Annotated in this window: 13 protein-coding genes and 1 tRNA gene; 11 read left to right on the top strand and 3 right to left on the bottom strand. The window is 43.4% G+C overall.

What is annotated here, in order from left to right; translation table 11 throughout:
- Nucleotides 1–520 precede the first annotated feature (520 nt).
- The 5 genes from IP510_RS05990 to hemB all read left to right on the top strand — a co-directional run bounded on the left by IP510_RS05990 (nt 521) and on the right by hemB (nt 10204).
- A complete protein-coding gene (locus IP510_RS05990; protein WP_194363868.1) occupies nt 521–1546 on the top strand; it encodes a polyprenyl synthetase family protein in 1026 nt (341 codons plus the stop codon).
- An 810-nt stretch (nt 1547–2356) separates the two neighbouring features.
- The gene (locus tag IP510_RS05985; RefSeq protein ID WP_194363867.1) at nt 2357–3757 is read left to right on the top strand and encodes an efflux RND transporter periplasmic adaptor subunit; all 1401 of its coding nucleotides are present in this window, start codon (nt 2357–2359) and stop codon (nt 3755–3757) included.
- A 35-nt stretch (nt 3758–3792) separates the two neighbouring features.
- On the top strand, nt 3793–7017 hold the full coding sequence (locus tag IP510_RS05980) for an efflux RND transporter permease subunit (RefSeq protein WP_194363866.1): 3225 nt from the start codon (nt 3793–3795) through the stop codon (nt 7015–7017).
- On the top strand, nt 7014–8828 hold the full coding sequence (locus IP510_RS05975) for an efflux transporter outer membrane subunit (RefSeq protein WP_194363865.1): 1815 nt from the start codon (nt 7014–7016) through the stop codon (nt 8826–8828). The genes IP510_RS05980 and IP510_RS05975 overlap by 4 nt, the downstream gene beginning before the upstream one ends.
- A 368-nt stretch (nt 8829–9196) precedes the next feature.
- On the top strand, nt 9197–10204 hold the full coding sequence (gene hemB, locus IP510_RS05970; RefSeq protein ID WP_194363864.1) for a porphobilinogen synthase: 1008 nt from the start codon (nt 9197–9199) through the stop codon (nt 10202–10204).
- 116 nt (nt 10205–10320) lie between these two features.
- Here the strand turns inward: hemB and IP510_RS05965 are convergent, their stop codons facing one another.
- Nucleotides 10321–11298 carry a glutathione S-transferase family protein gene (locus tag IP510_RS05965; protein ID WP_194363863.1) on the bottom strand — a complete coding sequence of 326 codons (978 nt, stop codon included), beginning with the start codon at nt 11296–11298 and terminating at the stop codon, nt 10321–10323.
- A gap of 300 nt (nt 11299–11598) precedes the next feature.
- On the opposite strand from IP510_RS05965, the gene IP510_RS05960 reads away from it, so the two are divergent.
- A tRNA-Val gene (locus IP510_RS05960) sits at nt 11599–11675 on the top strand.
- A gap of 242 nt (nt 11676–11917) precedes the next feature.
- Here IP510_RS05960 and IP510_RS05955 read toward each other — a convergent pair.
- Nucleotides 11918–12142: a helix-turn-helix domain-containing protein gene (locus IP510_RS05955; protein WP_020443849.1), complete on the bottom strand. Its 225-nt coding sequence runs from the start codon at nt 12140–12142 to the stop codon at nt 11918–11920.
- 150 nt (nt 12143–12292) lie between these two features.
- On the opposite strand from IP510_RS05955, the gene IP510_RS05950 reads away from it, so the two are divergent.
- From IP510_RS05950 to IP510_RS05935, 4 genes are read left to right on the top strand one after another with little or no spacing between them, the layout of a single operon-like run.
- Nucleotides 12293–12508, top strand: a complete 216-nt coding sequence (locus IP510_RS05950; protein ID WP_045447035.1) for a hypothetical protein — start codon at nt 12293–12295, stop codon at nt 12506–12508.
- A gap of 11 nt (nt 12509–12519) precedes the next feature.
- Entirely contained in the window at nt 12520–13722 is a 1203-nt protein-coding gene (locus IP510_RS05945) for a site-specific integrase (protein WP_194363862.1), read from the top strand.
- Nucleotides 13719–14009, top strand: a complete 291-nt coding sequence (locus tag IP510_RS05940; RefSeq protein ID WP_194363861.1) for a hypothetical protein — start codon at nt 13719–13721, stop codon at nt 14007–14009. The genes IP510_RS05945 and IP510_RS05940 overlap by 4 nt, the downstream gene beginning before the upstream one ends.
- Before the next feature lie 10 nt (nt 14010–14019).
- On the top strand, nt 14020–14340 hold the full coding sequence (locus tag IP510_RS05935; RefSeq protein WP_194363860.1) for a hypothetical protein: 321 nt from the start codon (nt 14020–14022) through the stop codon (nt 14338–14340).
- Nucleotides 14341–14465: 125 nt separating this feature from the next.
- On the opposite strand, the gene IP510_RS05930 is transcribed toward IP510_RS05935, so the two are convergent.
- A complete protein-coding gene (locus IP510_RS05930; protein WP_194363859.1) occupies nt 14466–15512 on the bottom strand; it encodes a TRAP transporter substrate-binding protein in 1047 nt (348 codons plus the stop codon).
- A gap of 504 nt (nt 15513–16016) precedes the next feature.
- Between IP510_RS05930 and IP510_RS05925 the strand changes: the two genes are divergently transcribed.
- Nucleotides 16017–17180 carry an iron-containing alcohol dehydrogenase gene (locus tag IP510_RS05925; RefSeq protein WP_194363858.1) on the top strand — a complete coding sequence of 388 codons (1164 nt, stop codon included), beginning with the start codon at nt 16017–16019 and terminating at the stop codon, nt 17178–17180.
- Nucleotides 17181–17221: the final 41 nt, after the last annotated feature.

Below are 17221 nucleotides of genomic sequence, written 5' to 3'. Positions count from 1 at the left end.
GTGGATGATATTATACCAACGCTTTTACGACGAACACGACAGGGAAAAATTAAAGGCAAGATTTTACGGCTTTTTGCTCAAAAAAGCAAGCCGCTCATCTCGTTTTTGTAAGGTGGTTATCTAAAGAAGCATCATAATTACTGCTACTTATATGATAAATGATAGAGACGCCATCGATGACGATCTACATCAGCACATATAAAACAGTCAATAAAAATAGTAGCCTGTGCCCAACAGGGGCTATTATAACTTATGCAATCAGTTACTTACAGCCTTTTATCACTCATTTATTAAGCAGTCTATTCCATTAGTTAATTGGTCATTCTATGTCATGCCTGCGTTATGATTTATCAGCAATAATATCTATCAAAAGGAGACGCTCATTTTATTTATGAGACGTTTTAACGCACAATTTCGAGATATAGCTATGCTATCATAAGTAAAATAATGCTTTCCTTATGCATGCTCATAGTGAAGGCAATAAAAACTTTCCTTATCATTATTAATATGACTACTTATTATGACCAGTATCTCTTTAGATAACACCCCTTCCAAATCTCCATCAACTCCTAGCTATGCTGATATCCAAGGTATCGTGGCGAATGACTTTGAGGTCATGGACAAGCAAGTATTCGGCAGTCTCAACTCAAAAGTACAACTCGTTATGAGCGTCTCTCAGCATGTGATTAATGCTGGCGGCAAGCGCATGCGCCCGCTCATCACGCTGTTGTGTGCTCGCATGTTTGATGACAATCCATCAGAACAAGCGATGCATCTAGCCGCGATTACCGAGATGCTACATACCGCAACCTTAGTCCATGACGATGTGATTGATGAATCAGGACAGCGCCGTGGTAAGCCAACGGCCAATGCCACTTGGGACAACGCTACTGCCGTACTGGTCGGTGATTATCTGATCGCCCGTGCGTTCAATCTATTGGTTGGCTTTCAAAGCTTACCGTTGTTGCAAGTGTTCTCAGACGGCACCTGTGACATTGCCGAAGGCGAAGTGTTACAGCTACAGCATCAGCATAACCCTGCCGCGACGGAAGAAGATTATTTACGCATTATCGATGGCAAAACCTCACGACTGTTTATGATGGCAACCCAAGGCGCTGCTATTTTGCAAGATAAAACAGAGCACATGGCGGCATTGGGTGATTTTGGTCAGCACTTTGGCAATGCTTTTCAAATCATTGATGATGTGCTTGATTATAGTGGTGATAGCGATGTGATGGGCAAAAACCTCGGGGATGATCTGGCAGAAGGCAAGCCTACGTTACCTACCATCAAAGCGCTTGAGTTACTAAAAGACAGTGATACCGAAGGCTATGAGCAGCTCCGTATTGCGGTGCAAACAGGTAAAACACCAAATGCAGCTCAGCTTATCGAGCTGGTCAACAAGTCAGGCTCATTAGACTATTGCAAACAGCGCGCGCTCGACGAAACCAAGCTGGCACAGCAAGCACTTAGCAGCTTGCCGGACAACCGCTACCGTCAAGGTCTATATCAACTGACAGAGCTTGCCAGTGCACGCTTAGTATAATTAAATAGGGGTCGTCTTTATTATTGATCAGACGGCTCCTTTTCTAACAACATTTTTTTAGTAGCATTTTTTAGTGATTATCATATGAAAAGTCAACAACCAAAAAACCAGCCCTTCAAAGACTAATTTTTCAGCTAAATCGTTACCTTTCTTTAAGTTTCATAAATCCGTGCAGTACTATAATCGTGTAAGTGTTTTTCTGACGTTCGGATGATGCTTGATCACGTTTAATAGAGACTTGCGGACAGTTACTTTTTATGGCTGTAATTAGGGGTTGCTAAAATTGTCATTTTGTTGACAAACCACTATTCTTACTACTTAAAGACCTTTATACACCTAGGGTTTTATAAAAATAACAAAAATTTACACTAAGTGGTAACAGTATCTTGTAGAGCCTTCTATTAGCTGTTAGCTAACGCGACACTTACCATAGCGGTATTTTTTGTATCCGTAAAATGTAATATGGCTGTCTCTTCGCAATCCCTCTCTCTTAAATCGCTTGACTGTGGGGTTACCCCAATAGTTTATAATACGTCACCAAATTTACGAATATACTTTGGGTTTTATCTACAACTTCGCTGCTAAAAAATACCGCATTGGTGTTTGATGCATGGGTCTTTAATATATCAGTATTAGATACCCTATTATCGTCTCTCTACCAAGTTCATTTATTCAAAAATGCACTTGGCAGAGAGGTTATTGGCGCTTAGTCTAAGTAAAGCCTATATATAGAAATTTCATATTCAATACATCAAAATTTATTGATTCACTTTTTATACAGTCATTATTTATATATTGCCGAGGACCTTGATGAAGCATTCTTATCTTGCGCTTGTAATAGCATCTGTACTATCTACAGCGGTACTGGTTGGCTGTGACAAAAACGATGACGCGGCTGGTGAGCAGGCCGCGCAGCAGCAAATGCCTCCTGCAGTTGTCAACGTTCAGACCGTCACTTTTGAGACCGTCCCTCAAGTACAGACTTTTTCTGGACGTACAGCAGCCTATCAAACTGCTGATGTCCGCCCACAGGTCAATGGGGTGATTGACGAGGTGTTGTTCCGTGAAGGAAGCAACGTCAAAAAAGGACAGCCACTGTACCGTATTAATACCGACAACTATGCGTCTTCTGTCACAAGCGGACAGGCATCAGTACAGCAGGCAGAGGCCAACTATCAAACATCACTGGCCAACAATGCCAGTGCAAAAGCTGAAATGGTAAGTCGTCAAGCCTCGCTAGCACAAGCACAAAACGATTTGCAGCGTTTGCAAGGCTTAGTCAGCATCGACGCCATCTCAAAACAGCAATATGATCAAGCACAAACGACCGTTCGTACTGCACAAGCGGCTGTTCAGAGCGCTGCGGCGGCGGTTGGACAGACACAAGCCGGTATCGAAAGCGCCAAAGCTGGTATTCAAACGGCAAAGTCAGGCCTAGATGCCAGCACCTTGGATCTTAATCGTACTATCGTACGTGCGCCTCTTACTGGTCGAACCGATCGCTCTAGCGTGACCGCTGGTACGCTGGTTAGCGCTGGTCAAGCTGATCCACTGGTAACCATCTCACGCCTAGATCCTATCTATGTCGATATCAGTCAGTCCTCATCTGAGCTGTTGAAACTGCGTCAGCAGATTGCTGATGGTAGCGCTCAGGCAGGTATGAACTCTGTGGAATTGGTGTTAGAGGATGGCTCAGTCTATCCCGTACGCGGCAAGCTTGCTTTGTCTGAAGCCAAGGTTGATGCGTCAACTGGCGCTGTCACCTTGCGTGCTATTTTTCCAAACAGCAACAATATCTTGCTGCCCGGTATGTATGTCACTGCACGTCTGACACAGAGCGTGATTACCAATGCAGCCCTCGTGCCACAGAGCGCGGTCACACGTACGCCTAAGAGTGAGACACAAGTTTATATCGTTGATGAAAACAACAAAATTCAAGTTCGTCCAGTCACCATTAATGGTACGTATGACGGACAATGGGTGGTCACTGATGGCTTAAAAGCTGGTGACAAGGTGGTTATCATTGGCGGATCTAAGGTCAAACCTGAGCAAGAAGTGGTCGCAAAGCCATTAGAAAGCGCAAATCCAGCACCCTCTGCAAAAGCTGTGCCTAATGCTAAAACACCGCAACAAGCGGCAAAGACCGTGGATAAAAAGCCAGCTGGTAATGAGACTTCTAACGCAAAATCAACAGAAGCCGCTGCTAACTAATTCCATTCAAAGACAGGAAGACTTAGGGATATACTATGTCACGTTTTTTTATTAATCGCCCTATTTTTGCATGGGTGCTGGCTATATTGGTCATGCTCATCGGGGTGTTATCGGTTCTTAATCTGCCGATTGAACAGTATCCACGTATTGCACCACCGACGATTTCGGTCAGTGCAAACTATCCTGGTGCTAATGCAAAAACCGTTGAAAACTCAGTCATTCAGGTTATCGAGCAACGTATGAAAGGGCTTGATGGCCTGATGTACATGTCATCATCGAGCTCATCAAACGGTAGTGCGTCAGTGACGCTGACCTTTGAAAACGGTACAGATTCCGATACCGCTCAGGTACAAGTACAGAACAAATTACAAGCGGCAATGAGTGCCTTACCTGAATCGGTACAGCGTCAAGGTGTCAACGTCAATAAATCATCTAGTAGCTTTATGATGGTTCAGGCATTCATCTCTGAAGATGGCAGTATGGATCGTAGTGATATTGCCGATTACATTAACTCCAATATCCTTGACTCAATCAGTCGTGTAGAAGGTGTGGGTGATGTTCAGGTCTTTGGTTCTACTTACGCGATGCGTGTTTGGCTTGACCCTTCGCGCTTACGTAGCTACAACATGGTGCCGTCGGATGTCGTTGGTGCGATACAAGCACAAAACGCTCAAGTATCTGCGGGTCAGTTAGGACAAGCCCCTGCTGATACCGACCAACAGGTCATCAACGCGACCGTTACCGTTCAAAGCTATCTACAAACCCCTGAAGAGTTCAAAAATATTCTGTTAAAAACAGACACCTCTGGTGCGCAAGTACGCTTAGGCGATGTGGCTAGAGTCGAGATCGGTAGTGAAAATTACAGTGTTTTGTCTTTGTATAATGGACAAGAAGCAGCTGGTTTGGGTATCTCACTTGCTGGCGGTGCCAATGCGTTAGAAACTCGCGAGGCCGTTGGCGCGCGTATGGCAGAGCTTGAAAAGAACTTCCCAACGGGTCTTGCCTCAGTCGTTCCTTATGACACCACGCCTTTCGTACGCTTGTCTATCGAGCAGGTGGTACATACGCTGATCGAAGCCATTGTCTTAGTATTCATCGTCATGTTCATTTTCTTACAGAACTGGCGTGCCACGATTATTCCAACGCTTGCGGTACCTGTCGTGCTACTCGGTACGTTTGCCGTGCTGTATATTGCAGGCTTTAGTATCAACGTACTGACCATGTTTGCTATGGTATTGTCCATTGGTCTACTGGTCGATGATGCAATCGTTGTGGTAGAAAACGTCGAGCGAATATTGGAAGAAGATCCTGATATTTCTATCAAAGACGCGACCACCAAATCCATGGGTGAGATCAGTAAGATCGTTATTGGTATTGCGCTGATTCTATCTGCAGTTTTTGTACCGATGGCCTTCTTTGGCGGCTCAACAGGTGTGATTTATCGCCAGTTCTCGATCACTTTGATTACCAGTATGGTGCTATCAGCCATGGTCGCATTGGTGTTCACCCCTGCTCTATGTGTGACACTGCTCAAACGTGGCAAGAGCCATGAAAAAAGCAGTACTGAAAAGCAAAAAGGTTTCTTTGGCTGGTTCAACCGTGGTTTCTTTAAACTTAGCCGCTCTTACGAAAACTTCGTTGGTAAAAGTATTCGTTTTAAATGGCTATATATGATTGGTTATGCAGCCATCATCGGTATCATGGCGGTTGTATTCTTACGCATTCCTGGTTCATTCTTGCCAGAAGAAGATCAAGGTATTATGTTTACCTTGGTTCAGTTGCCTGCTGGTTCTACATTAGACGAAACCCAAGACGTACTGGATAAAGTCAGAAACTATTACGACACCCAAGAAACAGACAACATCGCTTCTGTCTTTACCATTGCAGGCTTTAGTTTTGCCGGACAAGGACAAAACATGGGGCTGGCGTTTGTTCGTTTATCAGACTGGGAGGAACGCTCTGGTGATGAAAATACCGCCCAAGCGGTGGCTGGACGAGCAATGGGGTATTTCTTTACCCAGTTAAACGAAGCACAAGTCTTTGCGATTGTACCACCTGCCATTACTGAGCTTGGTAATGCCAGTGGTTTTGATTTAATGCTCCAAGATAGCGGTAACCTCGGACACGATGGGCTACTTGAAGCCCGTAATATGCTGCTGGGTATGGCCGGACAGAACGACCAAGTCGCCGGTGTCCGTCCTAATGGTCAAGAAGACTCTCCACAATTAAAAATCAATATCAATCAAGAGCAAGCCGCCGCTTATGGCTTGTCGCTAAGTAGTATCAACAGTGTCATCTCTACTGCGTGGGGCTCAAGCTACGTCAATGATTTCATCGACCGTGGCCGTATTAAGCGCGTCTATGTACAAGGTGAAGCGAGCAGCCGTACCAATCCTGATGATATCGGCAAATGGTATGTACGAAATGACATGAATAGTATGATTCCGTTCGATGCGTTTTCTAGCAGTGAATGGCAATCAGGCTCACCGCGTCTCACTCGCTACAACAGCTTACCATCCATGAATATCCAAGGTAGCGCTGCGCCAGGCCTGAGTACTGGTGATGCAATGAGCTCGATGGAGGCGATGATAGACAAGCTCCCTGAGGGTATCAGTTACGAGTGGACAGGTATGTCGCTAGAAGAGCAAAAGTCAGGTGCCCAGGCGCCGATGCTTTATGCGCTTTCAATCCTAGTGGTATTCTTGTGTCTAGCAGCGCTCTATGAGAGTTGGTCTATCCCCGTCTCTGTTCTACTAGTGATACCACTTGGGGTACTGGGTGCGGTGATATTTACGTGGCTACGCGGTTTTGCCAACGATGTTTACCTGCAAGTTGGTCTATTGACTGTTGTCGGTCTGTCCGCCAAAAATGCCATCTTGATTATTGAGTTTGCAAAAGAGCATCAAGAGGAAGGCTACAGTCTAAGAGAAGCTGTCATGACTGCGGCACGCCAGCGCTTACGTCCGATTATTATGACCTCACTTGCCTTTGGGTTAGGTGTTGTGCCATTATTCTTGGCAAATGGTCCAGGTTCAGGCAGTCAAAATGCTATCGGTACCAGTGTGATTGGCGGTGTGGTAACCGCAACGCTATTGGGTATCTTTTTTATCCCAATGTTCTACGTCTGGGTACGTAGTGCGTTCCCGCACAAATACGACAATAACAAGCCAAATGACAGAGACGGTGGCGATACGCCTGACTCACACCCAACGACTTCTGAGAGTTATCAGCCTGCAAGCCTTGGAGACAACACACAATGAGTGCTCAAAAAACAATTACTTCTAACGCATCACCGGTCGCTATGACAGCGACCCTTGCTCAACCCGCATTATCTCGGATTCGCAGAAACAGCGGTCGTTTGCTAGGACTAACCGCTCTTGCGATGAGTATGGCCGCTTGTAACACGATCCCAAAAGCGGATATGCGTCCTGTCCTAGTTGAGCCTAACATTGCAATGCAGCAGAGTTATGGCGCATTTGACAAAGAAACGGTCAGCTCAGTCGAACAGCCAAGTATTGCCAGTCAACGCTGGCAGAGCTTTTATAATGACGAACGCCTCAAAGGCCTCATCGCCTTGGGTCTTGAGAACAACAAAGACTTTGAAAGTGCTCGTCTAGCGATTGAGAAGGCGCGTGCGCAGTATCAAATCACCGATATCAATGACCTGCCAGCCATCAATGGCAGTGCAGGTTATACACGCCAAGCGCAGAATCGTACGGATCGAAATGCTAGCAGTAGCTACAACGTCAACCTAGGTCTTGCCAATTACGAGCTAGATTTTTGGGGTAAAATATCTAGCCTAAAAGATCAAGCACTACAGAACTTTTTGGCAACCACCGCAGCCAAAGACGCGACCCAAATCAGTCTGGTCAGCAATATCTCACAAAGCTATGCCAATCTAAGTTATAGCTTGGCTCAGCTAAAGCTGGCTGAGGCAACCGTTGAGAGTCGTGAACGTTCGTTATTTATCGCAAACAAGCGTTTTGAAGCAGGTATTGATCCTAAGCTGCCATCACTGCAAGCCAGTGCGTCGCTTGAAAATGCCAAGCTTGCCGTATTGCGTGCTCAAAGCAGTATCTTAAAGGCACGAAATGCACTGCAATACTTGGTCGGTGGTCCGATTCCAAGCGAGCTAATTCCAACGCCTGCAGTCAGCAATATCACCAATCAGCAGATCTTTAATGCAGGTCTGCCAAGTGAGCTGCTACGCTACCGTCCTGACGTGCTACAAGCAGAATATAGCCTAAAAGCGGCTGGTGCCAATATCGAAGTGGCACGCGCCTCTTACTTCCCCTCTATTAGTTTGACCAGTAGCGTGGGTGTCAGTAGCGGCAGTTTGAATGATTTGTTTAAAAATGGTTCTGTTGGTTGGTCGTTTGGCCCAAGCGTTAGCGTGCCGATTTTTGATGCAGGACGTCTAGATGCCAATTACGACGTGGCTCAGATCGAGCGTGACCAAACGCTGACAAGTTACGAAGCCTCTATCCAGACGGCTTTCCGTGAAGTGTCAGACGTACTGGCCACCCGTGCCACGCTTGGCGAGCAGTTAGAAGCTCAGTACCGCTTGCAAGATAATTTTGAGCAGACCTATCAAATAGCTGATGCACGTTTTAAAGCGGGTCTTGATAATTACTTAGACGTGCTTGATGCTCAGCGCTCGTTGTTTTCTACGCAACAAGGCATCTTGGATTTAGAGCTACAAAAAATCGTCAGCCAAATCGAGCTATACCAAGCGTTAGGTGGTGGTGCCAATCTGGATGTACCAACAGCTATCCCTGTGCCGCAGCATAGCAATTTGGCTCAAATTGTCACAGGCTCTGTGACGAGTGCCAAAACCAAGGCCACAAATGCGATCAAGGCAGCGGGTTCAGCACGTGTGACCTCTACGCAAGAGGCTGTCGCCATTAAGCAATCGCAAGGGGTCGAAACCACGACTTTCAAACCGACTGCTATCGTTGATGTTAACGATGATGGTAGAAAAGATGCAGCAGTGGGTGTGATGACTGAAGAGACTCGCTATGATGACAATACGGTCGAAGCGGTTCCTGTTACACAGATTGTTGAGCCATAAGGGTTTATGGTTTGTGGTTGATTGAGTCGTCATTCATGAAGTTATGAAATCATCACTTATGAAATCATCACTTATGAAACTACTACTTTGTGATATCACGGTGTCATTATATTGACAGTCGATAAGTACAACTTGCCCTACCAGCTGAACGTGGTAGGGCTTTTTGGTTTTTATCACCGCTTTTGGGTATAGTATAGCCCTCATCTGTTTACATAGAAGCCGTTTATACATCCGTGTTTTTTAACTACATTGTCTATAAATATATGACTGTTAATACACAGTAGTCAGTGCCCTGTAGAATCAACTTATCAATAGCGACATCTCTACCAAGCAACACCATAACTATTAAAAAACAGTAAGGAATTCATATGAGCTATACCTTTAATCGCCAATACCCTGCCACTCGCCTGCGCCGTCTGCGTTATAACGACAATGTACGTGCCATGATTCGTGAAGTGGAGCTACATCCTAAGCACTTTATCGCACCCGTTTTTGTACTAGAAGGCCAAAATCAGCGCGAAACCATCGCTAGTATGCCAGGTGTCGAGCGTCTATCAATTGACCTACTGATTAAACATGCCAAAGAGCTATTAGCAGAGGGTGTCACGACCATCGACATTTTCCCTGTCATTGATAACTCACTAAAGACACCGGACGGCAGAGCTGCTTATGACGAAAACGCCCTGACTGCACGTACGATAAAAGCGGTTAAAGACGCCGTACCAGAAATGGTGGTAATGACTGATGTGGCGCTAGACCCTTATACCTCACACGGTCAAGATGGTCTACTCGATGACAGCGGTTACGTCATCAATGATGCGACTATCGAAGTATTGGTCAAGCAGGCACTCGTACATGCTCGTGCTGGCGCTGATATCATCTCCCCTAGTGACATGATGGATGGACGTATCAAAGCCATGCGTGATGCGTTTGAAGCCGAAGGTTTTGTCAATACGGCTATCATGGCCTACTCTGCCAAATATGCTTCTGCTTACTACGGCCCGTTCCGTGATGCTGTCGGTAGTGCTGGCAACCTAAAAGGCGGACACAAAAAGCAATATCAGATGGATTTTGGCAATCGTGCTGAAGCATTGCATGAAGTGGCCATGGACATCAATGAAGGCGCTGATATGGTCATGATTAAACCCGGTCAGCCGTATCTTGATTTGATTCGTGAAGTTAAAGACACTTTTGGCGTGCCAACCTTTGCCTATCAAGTATCTGGTGAATACGCCATGCATATGGCAGCTATTCAAAACGGCTGGCTCAGTGATGCAGTCATTTTAGAGTCTTTGATTGGTTTCCGCCGTGCAGGTGCTGATGGTATCTTGACCTACTTTGCACTAGAAGCTGCCCGTCAGCTAAACAACGCTTAATATTGAACTACCTGTCATGTCGTCAAAAAGCCCCAACTGCTTATGAGTAGCTGGGGCTTTTTTATGATGCTATTCTTTTATAATGAACAGTTTTTAGTTGTATGTATAGAAAACATCTATAACTGAGCACGATCATGCGCTGTCGTAAAATCAATCACAGGGCCGACAGGGACGATACGCGTAGGATTTATACTGGCGTGACTGGTGTAATAATGCTGCTTGATGTGCACCATATTCACCGTCTCAGCGATGCCAGGCACTTGGTATAAATCACGTAGATAGCCCCAAAGATTTGGATAATCAACAATACGACGCAGATTACATTTAAAATGCCCAACATAAACGGCGTCGAAACGTACCAAAGTGGTAAACAGTCGCCAATCGGCCTCAGTGATCGTATTACCCACCAAATAACGCTGAGTTGCTAAGCGACCTTCAAGTGTATCTAGCGCTGCAAACAATTCAACCACTGCCTCTTCGTAGGCCTCTTGTGTGGTTGAAAATCCAGTTTTGTACACCCCATTATTAATCGTAGAATAGACAAAGGTATTGATATCGTCGATGTTGCTCAACAGCTCTGATGGTACAAAATTACCTGCTACTGCGCCAACCTCATCAAAAGCTGAATTAAACATACGGATGATTTCTGACGACTCATTACTAACGATCGTATTGGTCTTCTTGTCCCATAAAATAGGTACCGTGACGCGCCCTGTATAATCTGGCTTGGCCTTGGTATAGAGCTCATAGGCATAGTCTGCATGGATATTCGGATCGGTAACCACACCTTCGCCCGCTGCAAATGTCCAACCATACTCTGCCATAAAGGGATGCACTACAGATATCGGGATGATATCCTCCAAACCTTTGAGCTTACGATAAATCAAAGCACGATGCGCCCAAGGACAGGCGAGCGACACATATAGATGGTAACGGTCAGGTTCGGCTTTAAAACCCTCAATACCTGTTGGTCCTGCATTGCCATCCACGGTCACCCAGTTCCTAAAACCGGCATCCTCACGTTGAAAGCGGCCACCATTGGCTTTTGTGTCATACCATTTGTCCTGCCACTGTCCATCGACCAATAAGCCCATATTATTCTCCGACTATGTCTCGTTTCTATTCAACGCTGTTAGGCATGACTGACTCTAAGTCATTATTATTATGACTCTCACTTCAGTTAGAGAGATATCATACCAGTTATAGGCTCTTATCCATTAAAGTTCGCTCTCTTATTAACAAGAAAAACTACACCAATTAAATTAAATGTTTAGAAAAAATACACGAAAAGCCTTAATATAAATCTCAATACCAAATATTATGATAATAAATTAGAATTACGATAAAAAAGACTTGCAAAGTCTGAGAAACTTGCTAAAATGCTCAACCTAAATAGGCGTATAGCTCAGTTGGTTAGAGCGCTACCTTGACATGGTAGAGGTCAGCAGTTCGAGTCTGCTTATGCCTACCAAATATTTAGAAAGCCCCAATCTCACGATTGGGGCTTTTTTTGTCTGTAATATATGGGCTGTAGCGAAAAAGGAAACTATACGTCGATGCAAATTTCCTCTTTTCTCACTTTCCGCAAACGTCATCAAAAAACGTGTGTGCCTAAATTGTGCCTAAGTTGCGCCTGCTCTCTATTTTGCCTTTCTTTCAGAGTAGCACTTTCGACCTCTACCCTAGATTATCTAAAATCACTTTAAAATTAATTTACTTCTCTTTATCTAGTGGCTCGTTAGGTACATAAGTAAATAAATCACCTACTTCAATATCTAGTGCCTCACAAATTTTATCCATAGTGTCAAAATCTATTCTTGAAGTCTGTTCGTTATATATCTTGTGCACTGTCGACTTGCTAATTCCTGTCATTCTTATTAGATCTGCAACCTTCATACGTCGTTCAGCTAGTAGCACTGGTAAATTACATAAAATCATTAATAATTCCTTAATAGACTAAAAAAGTACTTGTATCGACTAACGATAGCTAGTAAAGTACTTCTATCGAATAACAAATTACTTTTATAGAATTATTTGTTATTTTGATAAAACAACCTAGTTATTTAATTGGCTTACAAGGAATTTATTATGTCACATACCTACCTAACTACCCAAGAGCTTTCTGAGCTCATCAAATATAACCCTCGTACTATCCGTAATGAGCTCAAGGATAGTGTGCTTATCGAGGGCATTCATTATATACGCCCGTTCGGTGGTCGTAAGATTTTGTACATTTGGGAAGAGATTGAAAAAGATATGCGCACTGGCATCGCCGGTAGCATCAACGCCATGGCACTACAATAAGGAGAAATAGGATGGCTAGTATTAGAACCCGCAGAGGTAGCAATATGCTATTCGTCGATTTTTATTATATGGGTATACGCTGTCGGGAGACGACAAACCTGACGGACACGCCAGCGAATCGCAAAAAGCTTGAAAAAGTGATTGAGAAAATGGAAGCAGAAATCATCCTAGGTTTATTCAACTACGCTAAGTACTTTCCAAAAAGTGATAAAGCGGCAGAAATGGTAGCGTTGAACGATCGCAAGGAATGTATCAACACTAATTCACCTTCCTTTGAGCAGTTTGCAAAATTATGGTTTTCTGAAAAAGAAATTGAATGGCGTGATACTTATAAGCGCAAAATAAAGGAGATTATTGATATGTACTTGATTGTTAAGTTTGGGACTAAGCCCATTCATCTCATAAAAAAGACAGATGTATTAGCCTTCCGTTCATCGCTCGCCAAAGTAACGTACGGAAAAGCTAACAAACATCTGTCAGCGGCACGCATCAATTCGATCATGGTACCTTTAGGTATGATACTAAAAGAAGCGGCTAAACGCTATCAGTTTGACAACCCTTATTACGATATCAATGCGCTCAAGCAACCTAAAACGGATATTCAACCATTCACACTGAATGAGGTTTGGACGTTTATTAATGGTGTGAGAACAGACTATCGCAATTATTATCTGGTACGATTTTTCACAGGGATGCGTACGAGTGAGATTGATGGTTTGACATGGGAGAACATTGACTTTGATCGACGTGAGATTGTGATCAAACAAGCTTATGTCAAAGGCAAGATTGTTCCTCCTAAGACTCAGGAATCTTACCGTGCGATTCAAATGTCACCTTGGGTCTATGATGCTCTGAAGGAACAACAGACGATCACTTATAAGCGATCTGACTATGTGTTTTGCGCGCATACAGGTGAACCACTTGACTATAACAACGTGAATAAGCGTGTTTGGCACCCTACTCTTAAGATCTTGGGTCTCAAGAAGCGTAATGCCTATCAGAGCCGTCATACTGCAGCGACGTTATGGTTAGCTGCTGGCGAAAGTCCTGAGTGGATAGCCAGCCAAATGGGACACTCTACGACTAAGATGCTATTCAACACGTATAGCCGTTACGTACCGAATATGACTAGGCAGGATGGTAGTGCATTTGAAGCATTGGTCAATCGCAGTCAGATTGCTCAGGTATCTACTGACAAGGAGACGTCACGATGAAAATGATTGATTACGATAAGCTGCATGCAACGTTTAAGCCTAGTGGCTATGTCAGTAATGGCGCAGATAATATTGCTAATTATCTCATTTGTGAGCTCTGTATTCAGTCAGGTAGTGGTTTGGCTCGTTTCTTAAATGTGGATAGTTGCTTTGATAATCATATGGCGCTGCGCATATGGGTTCAGAAGCGCTTAGACGCTAATCTCGGCTATGCCGTTGATGATATGTGTAGTCAGCTACAGAGTGAGCTTTACGGACTTTTACCACAAACTGGCTATGGATACTAAGGAGGATATTATGAGTATGAACTTCGTCTTTGATTTAGCTCTAGAGGATACAGCAAAGCATTTGTGCCATGAGTATTGGTCTTATGTGTCCCCTAGTGATTATATAGCGCATTTGAAAATACTTTGTTGCGACCACGACATGGAGCTTGATGCATTATTTGCTACGCTTGCAAAATGTCAGGTTTATTTAGATGACATACACTGTGAGTACTGTGGTCGTCCCTATCAATTAGATGTCCCAGCAGATGTACCTTATGCAAGACGTTTAAATTCTTGGTTCTGTGACGGGTGTATCAGCTTTTCTGGTGGACAGCTTGTCTTAGGTAGGTAGAGCTTTAGATAGTGATGAGTACCTGCTAGATTTGAATCAGAAAAATAGAAAAAGCCTCAGCTCATAAGTTGAGGCTTTTTCAGTTTAGTCAGTTCAGCTATATTTTAACTAAAATTTTTATAAGATTACACTTTACAGACTACGCTAGCTTCTTTAGCCTTATCATAGACCCCGTAAGCATCTAGTCCTAAAGACTCTACATCATCAAGATATTTCTTTGTACCTTTTTCAAGTGGACCTTTCCAGTCTGGGTCATTGAGTGGGTCTAGAATATCGACAACTTCGTCTCCTTGATCGATGGCTGCTTGTAGCTGTGTCGAATAAGTCTTATCCCACATAGCCCCTACTTTTTTGCTAAGGGCCATACCTGAATTGTCATCAATAACTTGTTTTAAATCTTCTGGCAGACTTTCATACTTATCACTATTCATAGTGACCATCAAAGCAGAACTATAAAATGGCATATTGGTATGATACTTCGTCAACTCATTTAGTTTGAAAGTTTCCATAGCTTCCCATGGAAAGCTCAATCCATCAACGACTCCACGCTGTAAAGAAGTATATATGTCATTGGCAGGTAGCCCAACCGGGGAGGCTCCCATACTCTCTATGATATCACCTGCAACTGCTGAGGGCCTACGAATACGCATACCTCTCATATCCTCAGGAGTTCTTATCAATTTGTCGGTACTATGCAAGGTTCCAGGACCTGTGGCAAACATAAAGAGCAAGTGTGAATCCTCATACTCATCAGCAATCGTACCGTTATCATAAAGGGTTTGTAGCATACAGCCTGTTTGTGTTGATGAGTTAGATAACCCTGGAAGCTCTGCAATCTGAGATAGTGGGAATCGACCACTTGTATAACCTTGTACTTGTGAGCCAATATCAATGGTTCCTTTTACAGCAGACTCATAAGCTGTATCCGCTTTACTAATGGTGGCCGAAGGATATACTTCAACTTTGAGACGCCCACCCGAGTCAGCTTCGATTTTTTTTGCCCAAGGTTCAAAAATCTCCTCATTAATATCAGAGGTTGCAGGATAGAAATGTGAGAAACGTAAAACAGTTATCTCTTCTGAGGAAGTCGTACCATTACTAGATTGATTTGAACAACCTAAAAGGCCCATCGCGGCTAGCACACTTATCGAAAAAATGGGTGCTAATTTCATTATCAATTCCTTTTGATAGTAGTCATAAGTTCATTAATTTAACTTACGTTTTTATAGTATTTGACGAGTAAGTTAAATACACCATTAGTAATGGTTGCACATAGGTAGGTCAATATATACTTAACGTGTACTTAAATACTCACCTGAAATTATCAACTAAAGTGATAGCTGTCAAATCATTTAATGACTATTCTCTGATGTTTATGCTAATGTAATATCTTACAAACATCGGCTAGTTAGGTGATCTAAGAAATTTAGACGTTGCATAATTTTTCTGATATCCAGATTCTTTTAACGCGTTATTTTAGTCACCCACTACAAGCGATTTTCTTATAAAAAATGCATTGGAGATAAAGAAGTTTAATAAGATAAATAGGTACCTAGTACCATTAAAATGCATTGATGCCTTATAAGAGTCTAATCGATATAAAAGCATTCTTACTATGGCATTGATTGAATTTAAGAAAACAATATCTAAGTGCGCCTATATCAAGGAAGAATAAAATGACAGGGATTGAATTTTATACTAATGGTCATATTGTCAGCGAAGCTGACAGCATGCGCCAAAAGCTAGGTGTTTTAGCAAAACAATATTCTGCAACATCAGCCATCATTATTACAGATGCTGGTATCTCCGAATTAGGCTATGTCGATATCGCTCAGCAATCCTTACAGGAAGCCGGTGTTAATGTCGTTGTGTTCGATAGTGTCGTTGCAGACCCGCCCATTGAAATTGTTGAAAGCGCTATTGAGCGTGCAAGAGACAATCAATGTGACTTGATCATTGGCTTAGGGGGCGGAAGCTCTATTGATACAGCGAAGATTGTCGCTTTGTATCCAAACGACTTTCAGTCCGTTAACGATATTTTAGATAGAGATATTAGTGGGTTCAAAAAACTGCCGCTATTTGCCATACCGACCACTGCTGGTACGGGTGCAGAGTCTACCTTTGTCTCCGTGATTACCGCAAAAGATGGCAGTAAAAAAGCTATTTATACTCCTAAAATCTTACCTGACGTCGCCATTTTAGATGCAACACTGACACTAAAATTACCACGTCATATCACTGCAGCAACCGCGCTTGATGCCATGGTGCATTGTATTGAGGCCTATACAAGTCGTACTAAAAAGAATCCTATTTCAGATGCACTAGCCCTAAAAGGCTTACAGATGCTTTGGAATAATTTTGAAAAAGTGTTAAACCAAGGTGACGATATTGATGCTCGTGCCGATATGCTGTTAGGTTCCACACTGGCAGGCATCGCCTTCGTCAATGCCTCTGTAGCCGCTGTTCACGGGCTCTCCTACCCTCTTAGTATTAACTTCCACATTCCACATGGACATGCTAATGCACTCGTCATGTGTGGTGTTTTCACATTTAACTTATCAGAAGCTGCTCCTCTATACGCAGAGCTTGCTCGTGCTGTCATGCCTACTCAGACAGCTGGAATGACAGATTTAGACGCAGCGACTTCATTTATTAGTCAACTAAAAATGTTTTTGGAAAACAGTGGTCTTAAATACCATTTGAGTGAATTGGATATTACAAAGAACGATATTCCTGCCTTAGCCGACATAGTTATCAATACCTATGCACGACTAATCGCGACCAATCCCAAAGATATGACTTTAGAGGAAGTCACTGCAATATATGAAGAAATAGCCTGATAAGAAATATTGTTTAAATAATTTTGTCTATCAATCAAGGA

It is taken from the genome of Psychrobacter sp. NG254, assembly GCF_015277735.1.
Classification (GTDB): domain Bacteria; phylum Pseudomonadota; class Gammaproteobacteria; order Pseudomonadales; family Moraxellaceae; genus Psychrobacter.
This window is presented reverse-complemented; position numbering and strand designations above follow the sequence as displayed.

What these genes read in the sequence shown, in the direction of transcription:
- IP510_RS05990 (WP_194363868.1), top strand. Translation starts at nt 521, where the DNA reads ATGACCAGTATCTCTTTAGATAACACCCCTTCCAAATCTCCATCAACT.
- IP510_RS05985 (WP_194363867.1), top strand. Translation starts at nt 2,357, where the DNA reads ATGAAGCATTCTTATCTTGCGCTTGTAATAGCATCTGTACTATCTACA.
- IP510_RS05980 (WP_194363866.1), top strand. Translation starts at nt 3,793, where the DNA reads ATGTCACGTTTTTTTATTAATCGCCCTATTTTTGCATGGGTGCTGGCT.
- IP510_RS05975 (WP_194363865.1), top strand. Translation starts at nt 7,014, where the DNA reads ATGAGTGCTCAAAAAACAATTACTTCTAACGCATCACCGGTCGCTATG.
- hemB (WP_194363864.1), top strand. Translation starts at nt 9,197, where the DNA reads ATGAGCTATACCTTTAATCGCCAATACCCTGCCACTCGCCTGCGCCGT.
- IP510_RS05965 (WP_194363863.1), bottom strand. Translation starts at nt 11,298, where the DNA reads ATGGGCTTATTGGTCGATGGACAGTGGCAGGACAAATGGTATGACACA.
- IP510_RS05955 (WP_020443849.1), bottom strand. Translation starts at nt 12,142, where the DNA reads ATGATTTTATGTAATTTACCAGTGCTACTAGCTGAACGACGTATGAAG.
- IP510_RS05950 (WP_045447035.1), top strand. Translation starts at nt 12,293, where the DNA reads ATGTCACATACCTACCTAACTACCCAAGAGCTTTCTGAGCTCATCAAA.
- IP510_RS05945 (WP_194363862.1), top strand. Translation starts at nt 12,520, where the DNA reads ATGGCTAGTATTAGAACCCGCAGAGGTAGCAATATGCTATTCGTCGAT.
- IP510_RS05940 (WP_194363861.1), top strand. Translation starts at nt 13,719, where the DNA reads ATGAAAATGATTGATTACGATAAGCTGCATGCAACGTTTAAGCCTAGT.
- IP510_RS05935 (WP_194363860.1), top strand. Translation starts at nt 14,020, where the DNA reads ATGAGTATGAACTTCGTCTTTGATTTAGCTCTAGAGGATACAGCAAAG.
- IP510_RS05930 (WP_194363859.1), bottom strand. Translation starts at nt 15,512, where the DNA reads ATGAAATTAGCACCCATTTTTTCGATAAGTGTGCTAGCCGCGATGGGC.
- IP510_RS05925 (WP_194363858.1), top strand. Translation starts at nt 16,017, where the DNA reads ATGACAGGGATTGAATTTTATACTAATGGTCATATTGTCAGCGAAGCT.